15 protein-coding genes and 1 pseudogene are annotated in these 15,577 nt (G+C 71.8%); 12 read left to right on the top strand and 4 right to left on the bottom strand.

All coding sequences use genetic code 11. The features are described from left to right. Positions 1–131 precede the first annotated feature (131 nt). Both H4W31_RS17110 and H4W31_RS17115 read left to right on the top strand, forming a co-directional pair. Positions 132–1,112: a thiamine-phosphate kinase gene (locus tag H4W31_RS17110; RefSeq protein ID WP_192767573.1), complete on the top strand. Its 981-nt coding sequence runs from the start codon at positions 132–134 to the stop codon at positions 1,110–1,112. A gap of 49 nt (positions 1,113–1,161) precedes the next feature. Further along, a complete protein-coding gene (locus tag H4W31_RS17115) occupies positions 1,162–1,629 on the top strand; it encodes a GNAT family N-acetyltransferase (protein ID WP_192767574.1) in 468 nt (155 codons plus the stop codon). A gap of 185 nt (positions 1,630–1,814) precedes the next feature. On the opposite strand, the gene rpmB is transcribed toward H4W31_RS17115, so the two are convergent. After that, a complete protein-coding gene (gene rpmB / locus H4W31_RS17120; RefSeq protein ID WP_123555573.1) occupies positions 1,815–2,006 on the bottom strand; it encodes a 50S ribosomal protein L28 in 192 nt (63 codons plus the stop codon). Positions 2,007–2,216: 210 nt separating this feature from the next. On the opposite strand from rpmB, the gene H4W31_RS17125 reads away from it, so the two are divergent. Further along, the gene (locus H4W31_RS17125) at positions 2,217–3,938 is read left to right on the top strand and encodes a DAK2 domain-containing protein (protein WP_192767575.1); all 1,722 of its coding nucleotides are present in this window, start codon (positions 2,217–2,219) and stop codon (positions 3,936–3,938) included. Positions 3,939–3,979: 41 nt separating this feature from the next. Continuing rightward, entirely contained in the window at positions 3,980–6,226 is a 2,247-nt protein-coding gene (gene recG / locus H4W31_RS17130; protein WP_192767576.1) for an ATP-dependent DNA helicase RecG, read from the top strand. 166 nt (positions 6,227–6,392) lie between these two features. Here the strand turns inward: recG and H4W31_RS17135 are convergent, their stop codons facing one another. Beyond that, positions 6,393–7,322, bottom strand: a complete 930-nt coding sequence (locus H4W31_RS17135) for a cell wall anchor protein (RefSeq protein ID WP_192767577.1) — start codon at positions 7,320–7,322, stop codon at positions 6,393–6,395. Positions 7,323–7,755: 433 nt separating this feature from the next. Beyond that, the gene (locus tag H4W31_RS17140; RefSeq protein ID WP_192767578.1) at positions 7,756–8,709 is read right to left on the bottom strand and encodes a cell wall anchor protein; all 954 of its coding nucleotides are present in this window, start codon (positions 8,707–8,709) and stop codon (positions 7,756–7,758) included. Positions 8,710–9,043: 334 nt separating this feature from the next. Between H4W31_RS17140 and rsmD the strand changes: the two genes are divergently transcribed. The 8 genes and pseudogenes from rsmD to mutM all read left to right on the top strand — a co-directional run bounded on the left by rsmD (position 9,044) and on the right by mutM (position 14,729). Continuing rightward, on the top strand, positions 9,044–9,625 hold the full coding sequence (gene rsmD, locus H4W31_RS17145; RefSeq protein ID WP_192767579.1) for a 16S rRNA (guanine(966)-N(2))-methyltransferase RsmD: 582 nt from the start codon (positions 9,044–9,046) through the stop codon (positions 9,623–9,625). After that, positions 9,622–10,107 carry a pantetheine-phosphate adenylyltransferase gene (gene coaD, locus H4W31_RS17150; protein ID WP_192767580.1) on the top strand — a complete coding sequence of 162 codons (486 nt, stop codon included), beginning with the start codon at positions 9,622–9,624 and terminating at the stop codon, positions 10,105–10,107. The genes rsmD and coaD overlap by 4 nt, the downstream gene beginning before the upstream one ends. Before the next feature lie 339 nt (positions 10,108–10,446). Then, a complete protein-coding gene (locus H4W31_RS17155) occupies positions 10,447–10,944 on the top strand; it encodes a hypothetical protein (RefSeq protein WP_192767581.1) in 498 nt (165 codons plus the stop codon). Between the two features lie 126 nt (positions 10,945–11,070). Next, positions 11,071–11,634 carry a YceD family protein gene (locus tag H4W31_RS17160; protein WP_192767582.1) on the top strand — a complete coding sequence of 188 codons (564 nt, stop codon included), beginning with the start codon at positions 11,071–11,073 and terminating at the stop codon, positions 11,632–11,634. 8 nt (positions 11,635–11,642) lie between these two features. Then, positions 11,643–11,816: a 50S ribosomal protein L32 gene (rpmF, locus tag H4W31_RS17165; protein WP_192767583.1), complete on the top strand. Its 174-nt coding sequence runs from the start codon at positions 11,643–11,645 to the stop codon at positions 11,814–11,816. Positions 11,817–11,930: 114 nt separating this feature from the next. Next, positions 11,931–12,908, top strand: coding sequence for a phosphate acyltransferase PlsX (locus tag H4W31_RS17170; RefSeq protein WP_192772168.1), 978 nt, complete (start codon positions 11,931–11,933; stop codon positions 12,906–12,908). Further along, a pseudogene (gene rnc / locus H4W31_RS17175) lies at positions 12,905–13,657 on the top strand (ribonuclease III); the annotation flags it as partial. The gene H4W31_RS17170 and the pseudogene rnc, both read left to right, overlap by 4 nt. A 211-nt stretch (positions 13,658–13,868) precedes the next feature. Continuing rightward, on the top strand, positions 13,869–14,729 hold the full coding sequence (mutM, locus tag H4W31_RS17180; RefSeq protein WP_192767584.1) for a bifunctional DNA-formamidopyrimidine glycosylase/DNA-(apurinic or apyrimidinic site) lyase: 861 nt from the start codon (positions 13,869–13,871) through the stop codon (positions 14,727–14,729). Between the two features lie 22 nt (positions 14,730–14,751). Here the strand turns inward: mutM and H4W31_RS17185 are convergent, their stop codons facing one another. Continuing rightward, positions 14,752–15,570 (bottom strand): endo alpha-1,4 polygalactosaminidase, encoded by an 819-nt coding sequence (locus H4W31_RS17185; protein WP_192767585.1) that lies wholly within the window; start codon positions 15,568–15,570, stop codon positions 14,752–14,754. Positions 15,571–15,577: the final 7 nt, after the last annotated feature.

The raw sequence follows: 15,577 nt of genomic DNA on the forward strand, positions 1-15,577 counted from the left end.
CCCGTCCGCCGCCGAGCGGCTCGACCGTGAAAATACCGTACGGAGCAGGTCGGATCCCGATCGGTGGTCAAGGGAGACACGATGAGCGATCGAATCGTCCGGCTCGGTCTGTGCGTGGCTGGGCCGGGAAGATGCCGGAGCCTGCCCGGCGAGCAGCACGGTCGGGGGCTGGCGTGAGCGTCGCACGGGCCGGCGAGTTCGGTCTGATCGCCCGGGTGACCGCCCGACTGGCCAGCGGGCACGCCACGCTGCTCGGGCCCGGCGACGACGCGGCGGTGGTGCACGCCCCGGACGGCCGGGTGGTCGCCTCGACGGACGTACTGGTCGAGGGGCGGCATTTCCGGCGGGACTGGGCGAGTGCGGTGGACATCGGACATCGGGCGGCGGCGGCGAACCTCGCCGACATCGCCGCGATGGGCGCGGTGCCGACCGCCCTGCTGGTCGCCCTCTGCATGCCGCCGGAACTCGAGGCGCAGTGGACCGAGGAACTCGCCGACGGACTCGCCGCCGAGGCTGCCCGGGTGGGTGCGAGCGTGGTCGGCGGGGACATGTCGGCCAGTCCCACCCTCACCATCGCGGTCACCGCCCTCGGCGACCTCGGTGGCCGGGCCCCGGTGGTACGCAGCGGGGCCCGCGCCGGTGACGTCGTGGCGCTCGCCGGTCGGCTCGGGTACGCCGCCGCCGGGTACACCGTGTTGTCCCGGGGATTCCGTACCCCGAAGGTGCTGGTCGAGGCGTACCGGCGACCTGAGGTGCCCTACGGAGCGGGTCCGCAGGCGGCTCGGCACGGCGCCACCGCCATGATCGACGTGTCGGACGGACTGCTCGCCGATCTCGGTCACGTGGCGGCGGCCAGCCGGGTCGGGATCGACCTGCTCGGCGCCGCGTTCGAGGTGCCGGACCAGATGCGGGACGCGGCGCACGCCCTCGGGGTGGATCCGCTCGGCTGGGTGCTCGGCGGCGGCGACGATCACGCCATCGTCGCGGCGTTCCCGGAGGACCTGCCGCTGCCCGCCGGTTTTCGGCTGATCGGGCACGTGGTGCACGGTGCGGGAGTGACGGTGGACGGGCGGACCTACAAGGGCGCCGCCGGCTGGGACCACTTCCGCTGAGGCCGGACCCCGGATCGGTAAGGACCGGTCCGGGTCGTACCCTTTTCCAGTGAGTGAGCTGGAGATCCGTCCCGAACGCTACGACTCCTCAGCGGCGCAGGGACTGGTGGTCGCCGCCCTCGCCGAACTGGCGACCCGGTACGGCGGTGCCGGCGACGAGACCCCGGTCGCGCCGACCGAGTTCGCTCCCCCCTCCGGGGAGTTCCTGGTGGCGTACCTGGACGGCGTTCCGGCCGGCTGCGCCGGTTGGCGCTCGCACGGCGACTCCGGTGAGATCGCCGAGCTGAAGCGGTTGTTCGTGGCATCGACGGCCCGGGGACGCGGGATCGCCCGGTCCCTGCTGGCGGCGGTCGAAGGCTCCGCCCGCGAGTACGGGCGGCTGCGGCTGATCCTGGAGTGTGGCGACCGGCAGCCCGAGGCGATCGCGCTCTACCAGCGCAGCGGGTACGAGCGGATCGCGGACTTCGGGTTCTACCGCGACGAGCCGGACGTGCTCTCCTTCGGCCGCTCGCTCTGAGCCTTCGGCCGTACGCCCTGAGCCTTCGGCCGCTCGCTCTGAGCTGCCGGTCGACCCGGGAGTCCCGACGGTCCTGACGACGTCGAGTCGGCGCGGCGGTGCTCCGGCGTAAGGGCCGGCCGGCACGCCAATAGCCGCCGGGTGGTGTTCCCGGCGGCTATTGGTACGTTACGGCGTGCCCAGGCTCAGGCGCGGGCGACCTTGCCGGCCTTGATGCACGAGGTGCAGACCTGGAGCTTGCGGGTCGTGCCGCCGCCCGCCGGGGTCCGCACGGACTGGATGTTCGGGTTCCAGCGGCGGTTGGTCCGCCGGTGCGAGTGGGACACGTTGTGGCCGAAGCCAGGCCCCTTGCCACAGATGTCGCACACGCTAGCCACGGAATACTCCTGGAATTGATCGTTCGTCAGGTCGCGGGCAGGGTGCTGCCCAGCAACCTGGCCAGGTTACCCGATGCCCCGTGCGCCGGGCCAATCGGCTCCACCGGCGTTCCTCGGCGGGCTCATCGGGCGGGCTCGCCGGGTACGCCGACCGGAAGATCGCGCGGCTGTGCCAGCGGTGGGTCAGGGGGCGCCAGTAGGCTTCTCGCCGTGCTGCAGACCCTTGACGCCGCCGCCCTGCGCCGGTGGTGCGCGGGCGGGCTGGCCGCGCTCGAGCGGCACCAGGACGAGATCAACCAGCTCAATGTCTACCCGGTGCCGGACGGGGACACCGGCACCAACCTGGTGCTCACGCTGACCTCCGCCGAGCACGCGTTGCGGCTGGACCCGGACGACGCGGCCGATGCCGGACATCCGCCGCACGGACGGGTGCTGCGGCTGCTGGCCCGGGGCGCGCTGCTGGGTGCCCGGGGCAACTCCGGCGTGATCGTCTCGCAGATCCTCCGGGGCCTGGCCGACGCCCTCTGCGACGTTCCGGTGGTACGCGGCCGGGCGCTCGCGGCGGCCCTCCGTACGGCCAGCACGACGGCGTACGCGGCGGTGGCGAGGCCGGTGGAGGGGACGGTGCTCAGCGTCGCCGTCGCCGCCGCGACCGCCGCCGAGCGGGCCGACACCGACGATCTTCCGGCCGTTGCCCGGGCCGCGGCGTCCGCCGCCGACGAGGCACTGGCGCGTACCCCGGAACAACTGCCGGCGCTGGCCCGGGCCGGAGTCGTGGACGCCGGTGGGCGCGGCCTCTGCGTCCTGCTCGACGCGCTCGTCGAGGTCGTCACCGGTGACCTGCCCGTCCATCCCTGCGCCGAGCCGCCGCCGGCCGGTGCGCCGCGACCGCCGGCCGGGTCCGTGCCGCCGGCCGGGTCCGGGTCGGGCACCGGGGCGAGGGCCGTCGCGCCGTCGTCGGCGGGCGGCCCGGCGACGACGGCGCGGGAGACCGGCTCGCCGGAGTACGCGTACGAGGTGCAGTTCCTGCTCGACGCCGCACCCCCGGCGGTACGGACGCTGCGGGCGGAACTGGACCGGCTCGGCGACTCGCTGGTGGTGGTCGGCGACGGGTCCCGGGCGGGCGGGACGGCCACCTGGAACGTGCACGTCCACGTCAACGACGTCGGTGCGGCGATCGAGGCCGGTGTGGTGGCCGGCCGGCCGTACCAGATCTCCGTCACCCGCTTCGAGGATCAGGTGCCCGAGCCCGTCGCCGTACCGGTGCCGACCCCTGGGACGCCGGAACGGGCGGCGGTGGTGGTGGCGGCCGGCCCCGGACTGGCGGCGATCTTCACGGCCGAGGGCGCCACCGTCGTGGACGGCAACCCGTCCGCCGGCGAGCTGCTCGACGCGATCCGGTCGACCGGTGCGTCCCGGGTGGTGGTGCTGCCCAACGATCCCAACACCCAGGCGGTGGCCGGAGTGGCGGCGCAGGAGGCGCAGCCGTTCGGGGTACGGGTGAGCGTGGTGCCGACCCGCTCGCCGGTGCAGGCGCTCGCCGCGCTCGCCGTACGGGATCCGGCCCGCCGGTTCGCCGACGACGTGATCGCGATGGCGGAGGCGGCCGGTGCCTGCCGGTACGCCGAGATCTGCCACGCCAGCCGGGAGGCGCTGACGGTGGCCGGCCCGTGCCAGCCCGGTGACGTACTCGGACTGGTGGACGGCGAGGTACACCTGATCGGCAGCGATCTGGTGGGGACCTGTGAGGCGCTGCTCGACCGGATGCTCGGCGGCGGCGGGGAACTCGTCACGCTGCTGCTCGGCGTCGACGCGCCGGACGGCCTGGCCGAGACCGTCCGGGCCCACCTGGCCCGGCGCTGGCCGTTCGTCGAGGTGCACCACTACTCCGGCGGTCAGCCGTTCTACCCCTTGCTGGTGGGAGTCGAATGACGATGGTCGTGGGGACCGATGACAGCGCTCGTGGGGGGCCGATGACAACCGAAGATCCGAACTCGGCCCAACTGGACACGCCGCTGAAGAAACTGGTCGGGGAGAAGACCGCCAAGGCGTTGGCCAGCCATCTGGACCTGCACACGGCGGGCGACCTGCTCTACCACTTTCCCCGCCGGTACGACGAGCGGGGCGAGCACACCGACATCCGCTCCCTGGAGGTCGGCGAGCAGGTCACCGTGCTCGGCCAGGTGCGGCGTACGGACGTGCGGCCGATGCGCCAGCGCCGGGGCAAGCTGCTGGAGGTGACGGTCGGGGACGGTGACGGCGGCGTACTGACGCTCACCTTCTTCGGCAACCAGGCGTGGCGGGAACGCGATCTGCGCCCGGGCCGGTGGGGGCTGTTCGCCGGAAAGGTCACCGAGTTCCGGGGCAAGCGCCAGCTCAACGGCCCGGATTACGTCCTGCTCGGCGACGGGAACGGGAACGGCGGCGGGGCGGACGCCGACGGTTCCGACGGTGCCGAGGTGGCGGCCAGCGAGGAAATCGAGGAGTTCGCGGGTGCGTTGATCCCGGTCTACCCGGCCGCGGCGGCGGTGCCCACCTGGGTGATCGCCAAGTGCGTCCGGGTGGTGCTGGACACCGTCACCCCGCCCGAGGACCCGCTGCCGGCGAGCCTGCGGGCCAGCCGCAACCTGAGCGGCCTGGGCACCGCCCTGCGCGGGATCCACCGGCCGGGGACCAAGGAGGAGCTGTACCGGGCCCGGCACCGGTTGAAGTGGGACGAGGCGTTCGCCGTACAGCTGACCCTGGTGCAGCGGAAGCACCGCGCGGCGGCCTGGCCGGCCCGACCCCGACCACGCCGGGACGACGGCCTGCTGGCGGCGTTCGACGCCCGGCTGCCGTACGAGTTGACGGCCGGGCAGCGCACGGTGGGCGAGGAGGTCGCGGCCGATCTGGCGACCGCGCATCCGATGCACCGGTTGTTGCAGGGCGAGGTCGGCTCCGGCAAGACGGTCTGCGCGCTGCGCGGGATGCTCCAGGTGGTCGACGCGGGTGGCCAGGCCGCCCTGCTCGCTCCCACCGAGGTGCTGGCCGCGCAGCACTACCGGGGGATGCTCGAGCTGCTCGGCCCGCTCGGTCGGCACGGTGAGCTGGACGGCGACCCGGACGGCACCCGGCTGGCCCTGGTCACCGGTTCGCTCGGCGCGGCGGCCCGGCGGCGTGCCCTGGAGACGGTGGCCGCCGGGGACGCCGGCATCGTCGTGGGTACCCACGCACTGCTCTACGAGGGTGTCGACTTCGCCGATCTCGGTCTGGTGGTGGTGGACGAGCAGCACCGGTTCGGGGTCGAGCAGCGGGACGCGTTGCGGGCCAAGGCCGAGCAGCCGCCACACGTGCTGGTGATGACCGCGACCCCGATCCCGCGCACCGTCGCGATGACCGTCTACGGCGACCTGGAGACCTCCACCCTGTCCGAGTTGCCGCGTGGCCGTTCGCCGATCGCCTCGCACGTGGTGCCGGCGGCGGAGAAACCGGCGCACCTCGACCGGGCGTGGGTACGGCTGCGCGAGGAGGTCGCCGCCGGCCACCAGGCGTACGTGGTCTGTCCCCGGATCGGTGACCAGGCGGCGACACCGGAGGAGGTCGGGGCGGCCGGCGAGGACGGCAAGCGTCCCCCGTTGGCGGTGGCGGAGGTGGCACCCCTACTGGCCGACGGGCCACTGCATGGGCTGCGGATCGGCGTACTGCACGGGCGACTGCCGGCCGACGAGAAGGACTCGGTGATGCGGACGTTCGCCGCCGGGGATCTCGACGTACTGGTGGCGACGACGGTGATCGAGGTGGGCGTCGACGTACCGAACGCGACCGTGATGATCGTGCTGGACGCGGACCGGTTCGGCGTCTCCCAACTGCACCAACTACGTGGCCGGGTGGGCCGGGGTTCCGCCGCCGGGCTCTGCCTGCTGGTGACTGAGGCGGTGGAGGGGGCACCGGCCCGGGAACGGCTGGACTCGGTCGCCTCGACCACGGACGGTTTCCGGCTGGCCGAACTCGATCTGGAGCAGCGGCGCGAGGGGGACGTACTGGGGGCGACCCAGTCCGGCCGGCGGTCGCATCTGCGGCTGCTGTCGCTGCTCAAGGATGCCAAGCTGATCCTGGAGGCCCGGGCCGAGGCGATCGCTCTGGTCGAGGAGGATCCGGAGCTGGAACGGCATCCGGCGCTCGCCGCCTCGGTGGCCGCCCTGGTGGACGCCGAACGCGCCGAGTACCTCGAAAAGGGCTGACGAATATTCCGTAGGCCCGGAAGTTTCCGATGACGTGGCGATCCATCGCCACTGCGGAGCTGGAAACAGAATCGCGATCAGGACCAGGAGAAGCGGCGAGGGCGCGCCGACCGTTTCCGGTCGACGCGCCCTCAGCGCCTGGTTCAGATCGTGCGGCTCTTACCGGTCAGACCGTGAAGGTCACCCGACGGCGACGGGCCACGACAAAGAGCACCACACCGGCGGCGAGCAGCAGTACGGCGCCGCCCGCGATGCCACCGGCGGCGGCACCGGTCAGCGGCAGTTCGCCACCGCCGCCACCCGACTCGCAGTCCTCCGGCTTGGTCCACCTGACCGGTGGGCCCTCTTCGCCGCCGGAGTTCGCGATGACCGTAAGTCCTTCGTAGGCGTCGAACGACACCGAGGTGACCTGGCCGGGAATCGCCTCGAGGGTCCTGACGACCCCCTTCTCGGACTGGAACCTGATCGAGAAGGCCTCGCCGTCGGCCGGATTGTCGATGATGATGATGAGTTCGTCGCAGGTTTCCTTCAGTTCGAAGGTCGCCTCGCCCGGCTCCGGAACGCTCGGGGTGGGGCTCGGCGTCGCGGGCGGGGTCGTCGCGGGCGGAGTCGGCCCCGGTGTGGTCGGAGTGGGCGCCGGCGTGGTCGGGGTCGGGGTCGGCTCCGGCTCCGGCTCTTCGCACTTGCCCTTGAGCTTCGCCCGGCCGGTCCTGGTGTTGGTGACGTCCTCGCGCTTCTTGTCCCAGAAGGCCGTCACGGTGAGTTCGGCATTCTGACCGGCGGGGACCGTCTGCTCGCCGGTCGGCGCGGGTCCACCGGACGACAGCTTCGGCAGCTTGGTACCGACACCGAGGCCGGTGACCGTCGCGCCGGACGGCGAGGAGATCTGCGTGATCTCGGCGTCCCAGTCTTTCTCGCTGTTGGCGACGGTCCAGACGACCTTGATGTCACCATTGTCGAGCTCACAGCCGGCACCGAAAATCTCGGGATGGTGGGCGCTCGCCGGCGCCGCGAACGCGACGGCGCCCGCGACGCCGAGCAGCAGGCCCGTGGCGAGGGCGAGTGGCCGCCGAAGCGACAGCTTGGGACGGATCACGCGTACTCCTGGAAGATGAGGGCGTCACGGTACGACGGGGAATGGCGATAGGAGTCACCGCCGGTACGGCGTGACCTGCGAGAACTACCTCTCCGACGTCGTAGACCGGCAAACCGTGGCCGGCACAGCCCCAGACCTTAGCGATTGTCGTGGTACAGAAAAACCCCTGAGGGTTAGGCAATCACGATGTTTTCGATTCGAGATGATCGATTCACCTGTGGTGATGTCTTTATCCCACCGGCCCGAACCTCTGTCGCCTTTCCTGGCAGCCTGCCCCCGCCCTTGCGGGAAACCTGCCCCGGTCCTTCCTGGACGCCTGCCCTCGCCGTTCCTGAGAGACGACGCGGTGTCCGGACAGACGCTGAGGGCGCGCCGACCGTTTCCGGCCGACGCGCCCTCAGGCGTGTGGTTCAGATCGTGCGGGTCCTACCGATCAGGCGGTGAAGGTCACCCGACGGCGACGAGCCACGATGTAGAGCACGATACCGGCGCCGAGCAGCAGCACAGCGCCGCCCGCGATGCCACCGGCCGCAGCACCGGTCAGCGGCAGTTCGCCACCGCCGCCACCCGACTCGCAGTCCTCGGGCTGCTCGTACTTGATCGGCTCGCCCTCGAGGCCCTCACCACTCGGGGTGACGGTCAGGCCCGCCTTGGCGGGGAACTTGACGCTGCCGGTCGCGCCCGGCGCCACCGTCAGGGTCTTCGCCTCGCCCTCGTTCGGGGTGAGGACGACGCTGATCTCCGCGTCGGTGGTGTTCTCCAGCGTGATGACCAGTTCGTCACAGGTGGACTCGTAGGTGCCCACCGGCTCGACCGGCTTCTGCGTCACCGGAGGGGTCGCCGGGGGCGTCACCGTGGGGGTGACCGGCGGCGTCAACGGAGGGGTGACCGGAGGGGTCACCGGGGGCGTCACCGGAGGGGTGACCGGCGGGGTCACCGGAGGAGTGACCGGCGGCGTCGTCGGAGGGGTCTTGCACTTCCCCTCGTCCTTCGCCTTGACCGTCCGCTGCTCGGTGACGATCTGGTTGGGGCGCCGCCACTTGGCCTCAACCGTCAGGGTCTTGTCGAGCTGGTTGTGGTTGGCAGCCGTACGCGTCTCGGTACCGCGCAGCGGAGCGCCACCCTTCGGGTTCAGCTCCGCGCCGACCTTGATGTCCCCGGCCGGGCCGGGGCGGACCTGGGTGACCTCAGCCTTGATGTTCTCGCTGTTGCCGACCGTCCACTTGAACTCGTAGTTGTTGCTTCCCTTGACCACGCAGTAGGTCCCGAAGATCTCGGGGTGGTGGGCGCTCGCGGGCGCGGCCACCGCGACCGCCGCGCCGAGGCCGAGGAACGCGGCCCCGAGGATGGCGGCCGATCGCCGGAGCGACAGCTTAGGACGGATCACGCGTACTCCTGAGAGATGAGGGCGTCACGGTACGACGTGGGAATGGCGATGAGGGCCGCTGCCGTAACGGCGCGACCTGCAAGAATTGCCTTCCTGGCGTCGTAGGCCGGCAAGACGCAGCCGGCACAGCGCACGACCTTAGCGATTGCCGTCGAACGCGGATACTCTTCAGGCTTCTCTAACGATGATGTTGTCAATTCGAGATGATTGATATACAAGCGGTGATGGAGCTATCTCCCTCGGTGCGTGCGCCCTGTCGTTTTGTCCGTTGCCGACCTTCCGAGGGTGGGCCCAGATCATCGCGTAGCGTCGGCGCCATGGAGAGGAAGCCGGGATGACCCGGATCGTCGCGGGAGTGCTTGGTGGACGGCGGATCTCCGCGCCGCCCGGTGCGAACACCCGGCCGACCAGTGATCGGGTCCGGGAGGCGTTGTTCAGTGCGGTCGAGGCGTCGACGGAGTTGGCCGGTGCCCGCTTCGCCGACCTGTACGCCGGCTCCGGCGCGGTGGGGCTGGAGGCGCTGTCCCGGGGTGCCGTCCAGGTGCTGCTGGTGGAGTCCGATCCCCGGGCCGCCCGGATCATCCGGGAGAACCTCGCCGCGCTGCGGTCGACCCCGGCCAGCCCGTTGAGCGGTACCGCCCGACTGGTGACCGGGAAGGTCGCCCAGGTGCTCGGCACCCCGCCCGGGGGCGGCCCCTACGACGTGGTCTTCGCCGACCCGCCGTACGCCGTACCGGACTCCGACCTCACGGTGGTGCAGGAGGCACTGCGGGACAACGGCTGGCTGGCCCCGGATGCCCTGCTGGTGCTGGAGCGGTCCACCCGGACCGGCCCGGTCGACTGGGTGCAGGGGATCACTGCCGAGCGCAGCCGCCGTTACGGCGAGACCACTCTTTGGTACGGTCGCCGATCGTGAGACGTGCGGTCTGTCCCGGCTCCTTCGATCCGGTCACCAACGGTCACCTGGACATCATCGGTCGGGCGAGCCGACTGTTTGACGAGGTGATCGTCGGCGTGCTGATCAACGAGTCCAAGCGTGGGCTCTTCACCGTCGAAGAGCGGATCGAGATGCTCCGTGAGGTGACCGCCTCCGACGGCAACGTACGGGTGGAGTCGTTCCAGGGTCTGCTGGTCGACTTCTGCCGTACCCAGCGGGCCGGGGTCGTCGTCCGGGGGCTCCGGGCGGTGAGCGACTTCGACTACGAGTTGCAGATGGCCCAGATGAACATCGGGCTGGCCGGGGTCGAGACGCTGTTCATGCCCACCAGCCCGCTCTATTCGTTTCTTTCGTCGAGTCTGGTCAAGGACGTCGCCAAGTGGGGCGGTGACGTCTCTCCGCACGTTCCGGACGTGGTCCGGGAGCGCCTGCGGGAACGGCTGGTCCGGCCGGGTTCCTGACCGGCGACGAGGCCGGGGTCGCCGGTCCGGCGGACCGTCGGCGGGCGTCGACGGTCAGGACCGTACGCCCGGGAGGATCGGGCCGACGGGGCCCGTACGGTTCGGCGACCTGCCGACCCGGTCCCGGCGACCGGCGCGCTGGGCTCGACACCGGCGCCACCCGGCTCGGCGACCAGACTTTCCGGCCCGCCGTAGACGCCCGTCGGCCTGCGGCGACGCGCCGGTCCCGGGTCGATCGCCGGCCCGGTCCGAGGCGCACCGCATCATTGGTTGAGCAGTAATCCGGTCTGACACCTCATCATGTAGGTCGACCGAAGCAACGACGGGAGTGAGGTACCGGTGGACCCGCTCGATCGCATAGACGAGATCATCGGCATGGTGGAGACGGCGCGTTCCGTCCCGATGTCCCGCAACAACGCCATGGTCGACCGCGCTGAAATGATCGGTGCCCTTGAGGAGCTGCGCGTCGAACTGCCCGTCGACCTGCGTCGGGCGGCGGCTCTGCTGGACGAGCGCGACAAGATCATGGATGCCGGTAAGCGCGAGGCGGACCGGATCATCAGCGAGGGTGAGGCGGAACACGCCCGGCTGGTCTCGGTCAACGAGATCACCGTCTCCGCCGAGCACGAGGGCGCCCGGATCGTCGCCGAGGCCCGGGCCGAGGCCCAGCGGCTCCGCGAGGAGGTCGACGACTACGTCGACACCGCACTGGCCAACTTCGAGCAGTTCCTGACCCGGGCGCTGGCCTCCATCGAGCGTGGCCGGGACAAGATGCACGCGCTCCGGGAGATCGGTACCTTCGCGGGGGAGGAGAATGAACGTCCTCTGCCGTTCTGAGCGCGCCGTCCGGATCGCCGACCCGGCCCGAGCCGCCCAGGACTGGGCTGGCCTGCCCCAATTCGACGCTAAGCCCGCTGCTCAGGTAACCTGTTTCGTCGGCCTCGCACAGGCCGGAGTCTGACTATGCCCAAGCATCTGCCGAGCCACCTCAACCCCAGGTCGCCGCTGGTCCTCGACACGAGGGAACTGCCGCGCCGTCCTGGAGTGCTGCGTACGGTCGCTCGGACGGCACCGGCACCGGCGGACCTCGGACTGGAGCTGATCGGCGTGCCGGAGGGCGCGGACCTGAGCCTCGACCTGAGGCTCGAGTCGGTGTCCGAGGGCGTACTCGTCTCGGGGACCGTCACCGGTCCCATCGCTGGCGAATGCGGCCGCTGCCTGCGCCCGATCACGGACTCGTTGGTCGTCCCGATCCAGGAGCTGTACGCCTACGAGGACAGCACCACGGTCGAGACCACCGAGGAGGACGAGGTGGGCCGGATGCAGGGCGACCTGATCGACCTGGAACCGGTACTGCGGGACGCGGTGGTGCTCGCACTGCCGACCAACCCCGTGTGCCGGGAAGACTGCCCAGGCTTGTGCCCCGAGTGTGGGGTGCAGTGGGACGAACTGCCGGCTGACCACAGCCACCAGCAGGTCGACCCCCGCTGGGCGGGCCTGTCGCAACTGACCCGTCAAGAAGAGTAGGAAGTACCGTGGCCGTCCCCAAGCGCAAGATGTCGCGCAGCAACACCCGGTCCCGCCGGGCGAACTGGAAGACCACGGCGGTCGCGACCGTCGCCTGCCCGCAGTGCAAGTCGCCGAAGCTGCCGCACGCGGCCTGCAGCGTCTGTGGCACCTACAACGGCCGCCAGGTCATCGAGGTCTGACCTGGAACCCGAGTGACGCCACCGACCTCTGGTCGGGCGGCGCACGCGCCCTGGCGACTGCCCGGTGTGCCGGCTCCCGCCGCCGCTGACCGACTTCGGCCGGTCGGCGTTCCAGTGGAGCCGGGCACCGTGCGGATCGCCGTCGACCTCCTCGGCGGGGACGATGCTCCCGCCGTCGTGGTTGACGGCGCTCTGCGGGCGTTCGGCGCTGACCCCGATCTGCGTCTACTGCTTGTCGGCCCGGCTGAGGTCGCCGACGAGCTGATCGCCATGCTCCGGCCCGACGACCGGGACCGGGTTGCCGTCCGGCCCGTCCGTGAGGCCGTCGCGATGACCGGGGACCCTGCCGCCCTCGTCCGCTCGGACAGCACCATCCGGGCGGCGGTGGCCGCCGTGGCCGAGGGAGCCGCCGACGCCGTCGTCTCGGCCGGTTCGACGGGTGCCACCGTGACCGCCGCCGTCCTCGGCTTCGGTCGCTGGTCCGGCGTCCGGCGTCCGGCACTGGTCGCCACCCTGCCGGCCCTCGCCGGCCCGGTCGCGCTGCTCGACGTTGGTGGCTCGCTGGAGGCCCGCCCGGCAACCCTGGCCCGGCACGCCGTGCTCGGCGCGGCCTACGCCGCCGTCGTCTACGGGGTGTCGGAACCCCGGATCGGGCTGCTCTCCATCGGCACCGAGGCCGGCAAGGGCGACCGGGCCCGCCGGGCCGCCGACCCGGTGATCGCCGATCAGCCACTGCCGGCCGGCGGCCGGTACGTCGGATTCGTCGAGGGCTACGACGTGGCGCTGGGCAGCCGCGCCGACGTGGTGGTCACCGACGGCTTCACCGGCAACGTACTGCTCAAGGGCATCGAGGGCGCGTACGCGATGGCCGGAGGTCCACCGGCCGGCGGCGGTGCCCCCCGGGCCGCCGCGCTGCTGGGCGTGGCCGGCGCCGTGGTGGTCTGCCACGGTGCGGCCCGGGCCGACGACGTCGCCTCGGGCATCGCGCTCGCCGCCCACCTGCACCGCCGCCGGGCCATCGCGGCGGTATCCACGCTGCTCGCCGAACTGACGGGGGCCAACCGCATCACCGACACCGAGGTAACGGCATGACCAAGGACAAGCGGCGGCGACCGCCGATCACCCACCTTGAAGCGGCGTTCGGCGTCGCCATGGACCCGGAGCTGCTGGAGCGGGCCCTCACCCACCGTTCCTTCGCGTACGAGAACGGTGGCCTGCCGACGAACGAACGGCTCGAGTTCCTCGGTGACTCGGTGCTGGGCGTGGTGATCACGACGGCGCTGTTCCACAACCATCCGGACCTGCCCGAGGGACAACTGGCCAAGCTGCGGGCCAGCGTGGTCAACATGCGGGCGCTGGCCGACGTCGCCCGGCGGCTCGGCCCGGCGGGTCTCGGGCCGTACCTGCTGCTGGGCAAGGGCGAGGAGAGCACCGGGGGCCGGGACAAGGCGAGCATCCTCGCCGACACGCTCGAAGCCCTGCTCGGCGCGATCTACCTCCAGTACGGGCTGGACACCGTGGCGATCGTCATCCACCGGCTCTTCGACCCGCTGATGGCGGAGTCGGCCGGCCGGGGGGCGGCACTGGACTGGAAGACCAGCCTGCAGGAGCTGACCGCCGCGCTGGGGCTCGGCGTTCCCGAGTACCGGATCGACGAGGCGGGTCCGGATCACGCCAAGACCTTCACCGCCTGGGTGGTGGTGGCCGGCCGGAAGTACGGCGGCTCCGACGGCCGCAGCAAGAAGGAAGCCGAGCAGCGGGCCGCCGAGGCGGCCTGGCGTACCCTCTCCGACCAGGGCGAGGAGGACGTCGAGCCGGCGTCGGCGGCGGCTCCGGTGGCGGCGGTCGACGGCCACGGCCCGGCGGTCGGTGCCGAAGTCGAGCTCGGGGTCGGCACCGACGCGACCGGGGGCGTCGACGCCGGGGTGGGGCCGGTGGACGGTCCGGAGCGCGACGCGGCCCCGACGGCCGAGCCCGCCGCCCGTTCCCGTACCGCACCGGCCGGGGGTTCCGCCGGTGGGGCCGGTACGCCGAGCTGATCGAGGATCACAGATGCCTGAACTGCCCGAGGTGGAGACGGTCCGGGAGGGCCTGAGCCGCTGGGTGACGAACCGCCGGATCGCGGCCGTCGAGGTACGCCATCCGCGCGCCATCCGCCGGCACCTCCCGGGTGCCGAGCACTTCGCGGCGGTGCTCGCCGGACGGGTGATCCTCGCCGCCTGCCGCCGCGGGAAGTACCTCTGGCTGCCGCTGGACAGCGGCGACGCCGTCATCGGGCATCTGGGCATGTCGGGACAGTTGCTGGTCCGACCGGCGGAGATGGCTGACGAGATCCACCTGCGGATCCGTTTCACCTTCGACGACGGCGGACCGGAGCTGCGCTTCGTGGACCAGCGCACCTTCGGTGGCCTGTCGGTCTCGGAGGGCGGCGCGACCCTGCCGGCGGAGATCGCGCACATCGCCCGCGACCCGATGGATCCGGAGTTCTCCGACGCCGCCTTCGTGACCGCGATACGCCGGCGCCGTACCGAGGTCAAGCGGGCGCTGCTGGACCAGACGTTGATCTCCGGTGTCGGCAACATCTACGCCGACGAGGCGCTCTGGCGGGCCCGCCTGCACGGTGCCCGACCGACCGACGCGCTCACCGGTCCGGCGATCACCCGGCTGCTCGGGCACGTCCGCGACGTGCTCGGGGAGGCTCTCCAACAGGGCGGCACGAGTTTCGACGCGCTGTACGTCAACGTCAACGGCGAGAGCGGCTACTTCGACCGGGAGCTGAACGTCTACGGTCGGGAGGGGCTGCCGTGCCGGCACTGCGGTGCGCTGGTGCGTCGGGAGGCCTTCATGAACCGCTCGTCGTTCAGTTGTCCCCGCTGCCAGCCCCGACCCCGTACGGCGGTCGCGCCGAGGTGAGGACGCGGGGCGCCGGCATCGCTCAGAGCGGGCAGGTGTCGCGCCGTACGCCGAGGTTCCGGTCCTTGCGGATGGAGCTGAAGCCGTAGCCGACGGTGGCGGTGCAGAAGTCGACGACCGACCCCTCGTACTCGACGTGGAAGACCGGCTTGCCGGCCGCCACGAACGGCACCAGCCGGTCACACTCGGTACGCCGGAAGCACTCCTCGTTGACGACGAAGTCGAAGTGCGGCTCCAACGCCAGCACCTGGTCGACGTCGTTGGTCAGTCCCGGGGCCAGTCCGGTGCGGCGGGCCAGGTCGGCGATCCGGCGGTTGAAGGTGAGCTGGTCGTCGAAGGTCAACGGAAATCCGCTCCGGTGCCGGTAGGACTCCATCCCGACGGGCAGTACGGCGACGAAGCCCTTGCCCCGGCAGAGTCGGAACCGGTCCGCCAGCACCGGTTCGAGGGTCGACCACTGCCGGATGTCCAGCCACCGGCCGCGCGGAGCGCCCTTCGGCTGACCCGGTACCCCGGTCGGACGGCCCCGCACGGCGGCCGGGAAGCGCTTCGCGTCCGGGCGGGACTCCTGGTGGATCCCGACCTCGACGGAGCAGATCAGCCGCCGGCCGTCGGCCCGGAGCCGGCGGGCCTGCTCCAGGGTGGTGCGGAAGACGTCGAGCGCGTACACCTGCGCGTCGACGGTGGGATCGAGCGGTCCGTCGAGCTGCCACTGCCAGCTCGGGGCGGGGCCACCCGGCCAGGGCGGTACCGGGGCGGAGCGGTCCGGCAGGAAGCGGCAGCCGGGCAGCAGCAGCGCCAGCCCGAGCGCGAGAAGCAGTCCAGTGGCCCGGGTCGGCACCTCAGTG

Source organism: Plantactinospora soyae, from assembly GCF_014874095.1.
Taxonomy (GTDB): Bacteria; Actinomycetota; Actinomycetes; order Mycobacteriales; family Micromonosporaceae; genus Plantactinospora; species Plantactinospora soyae.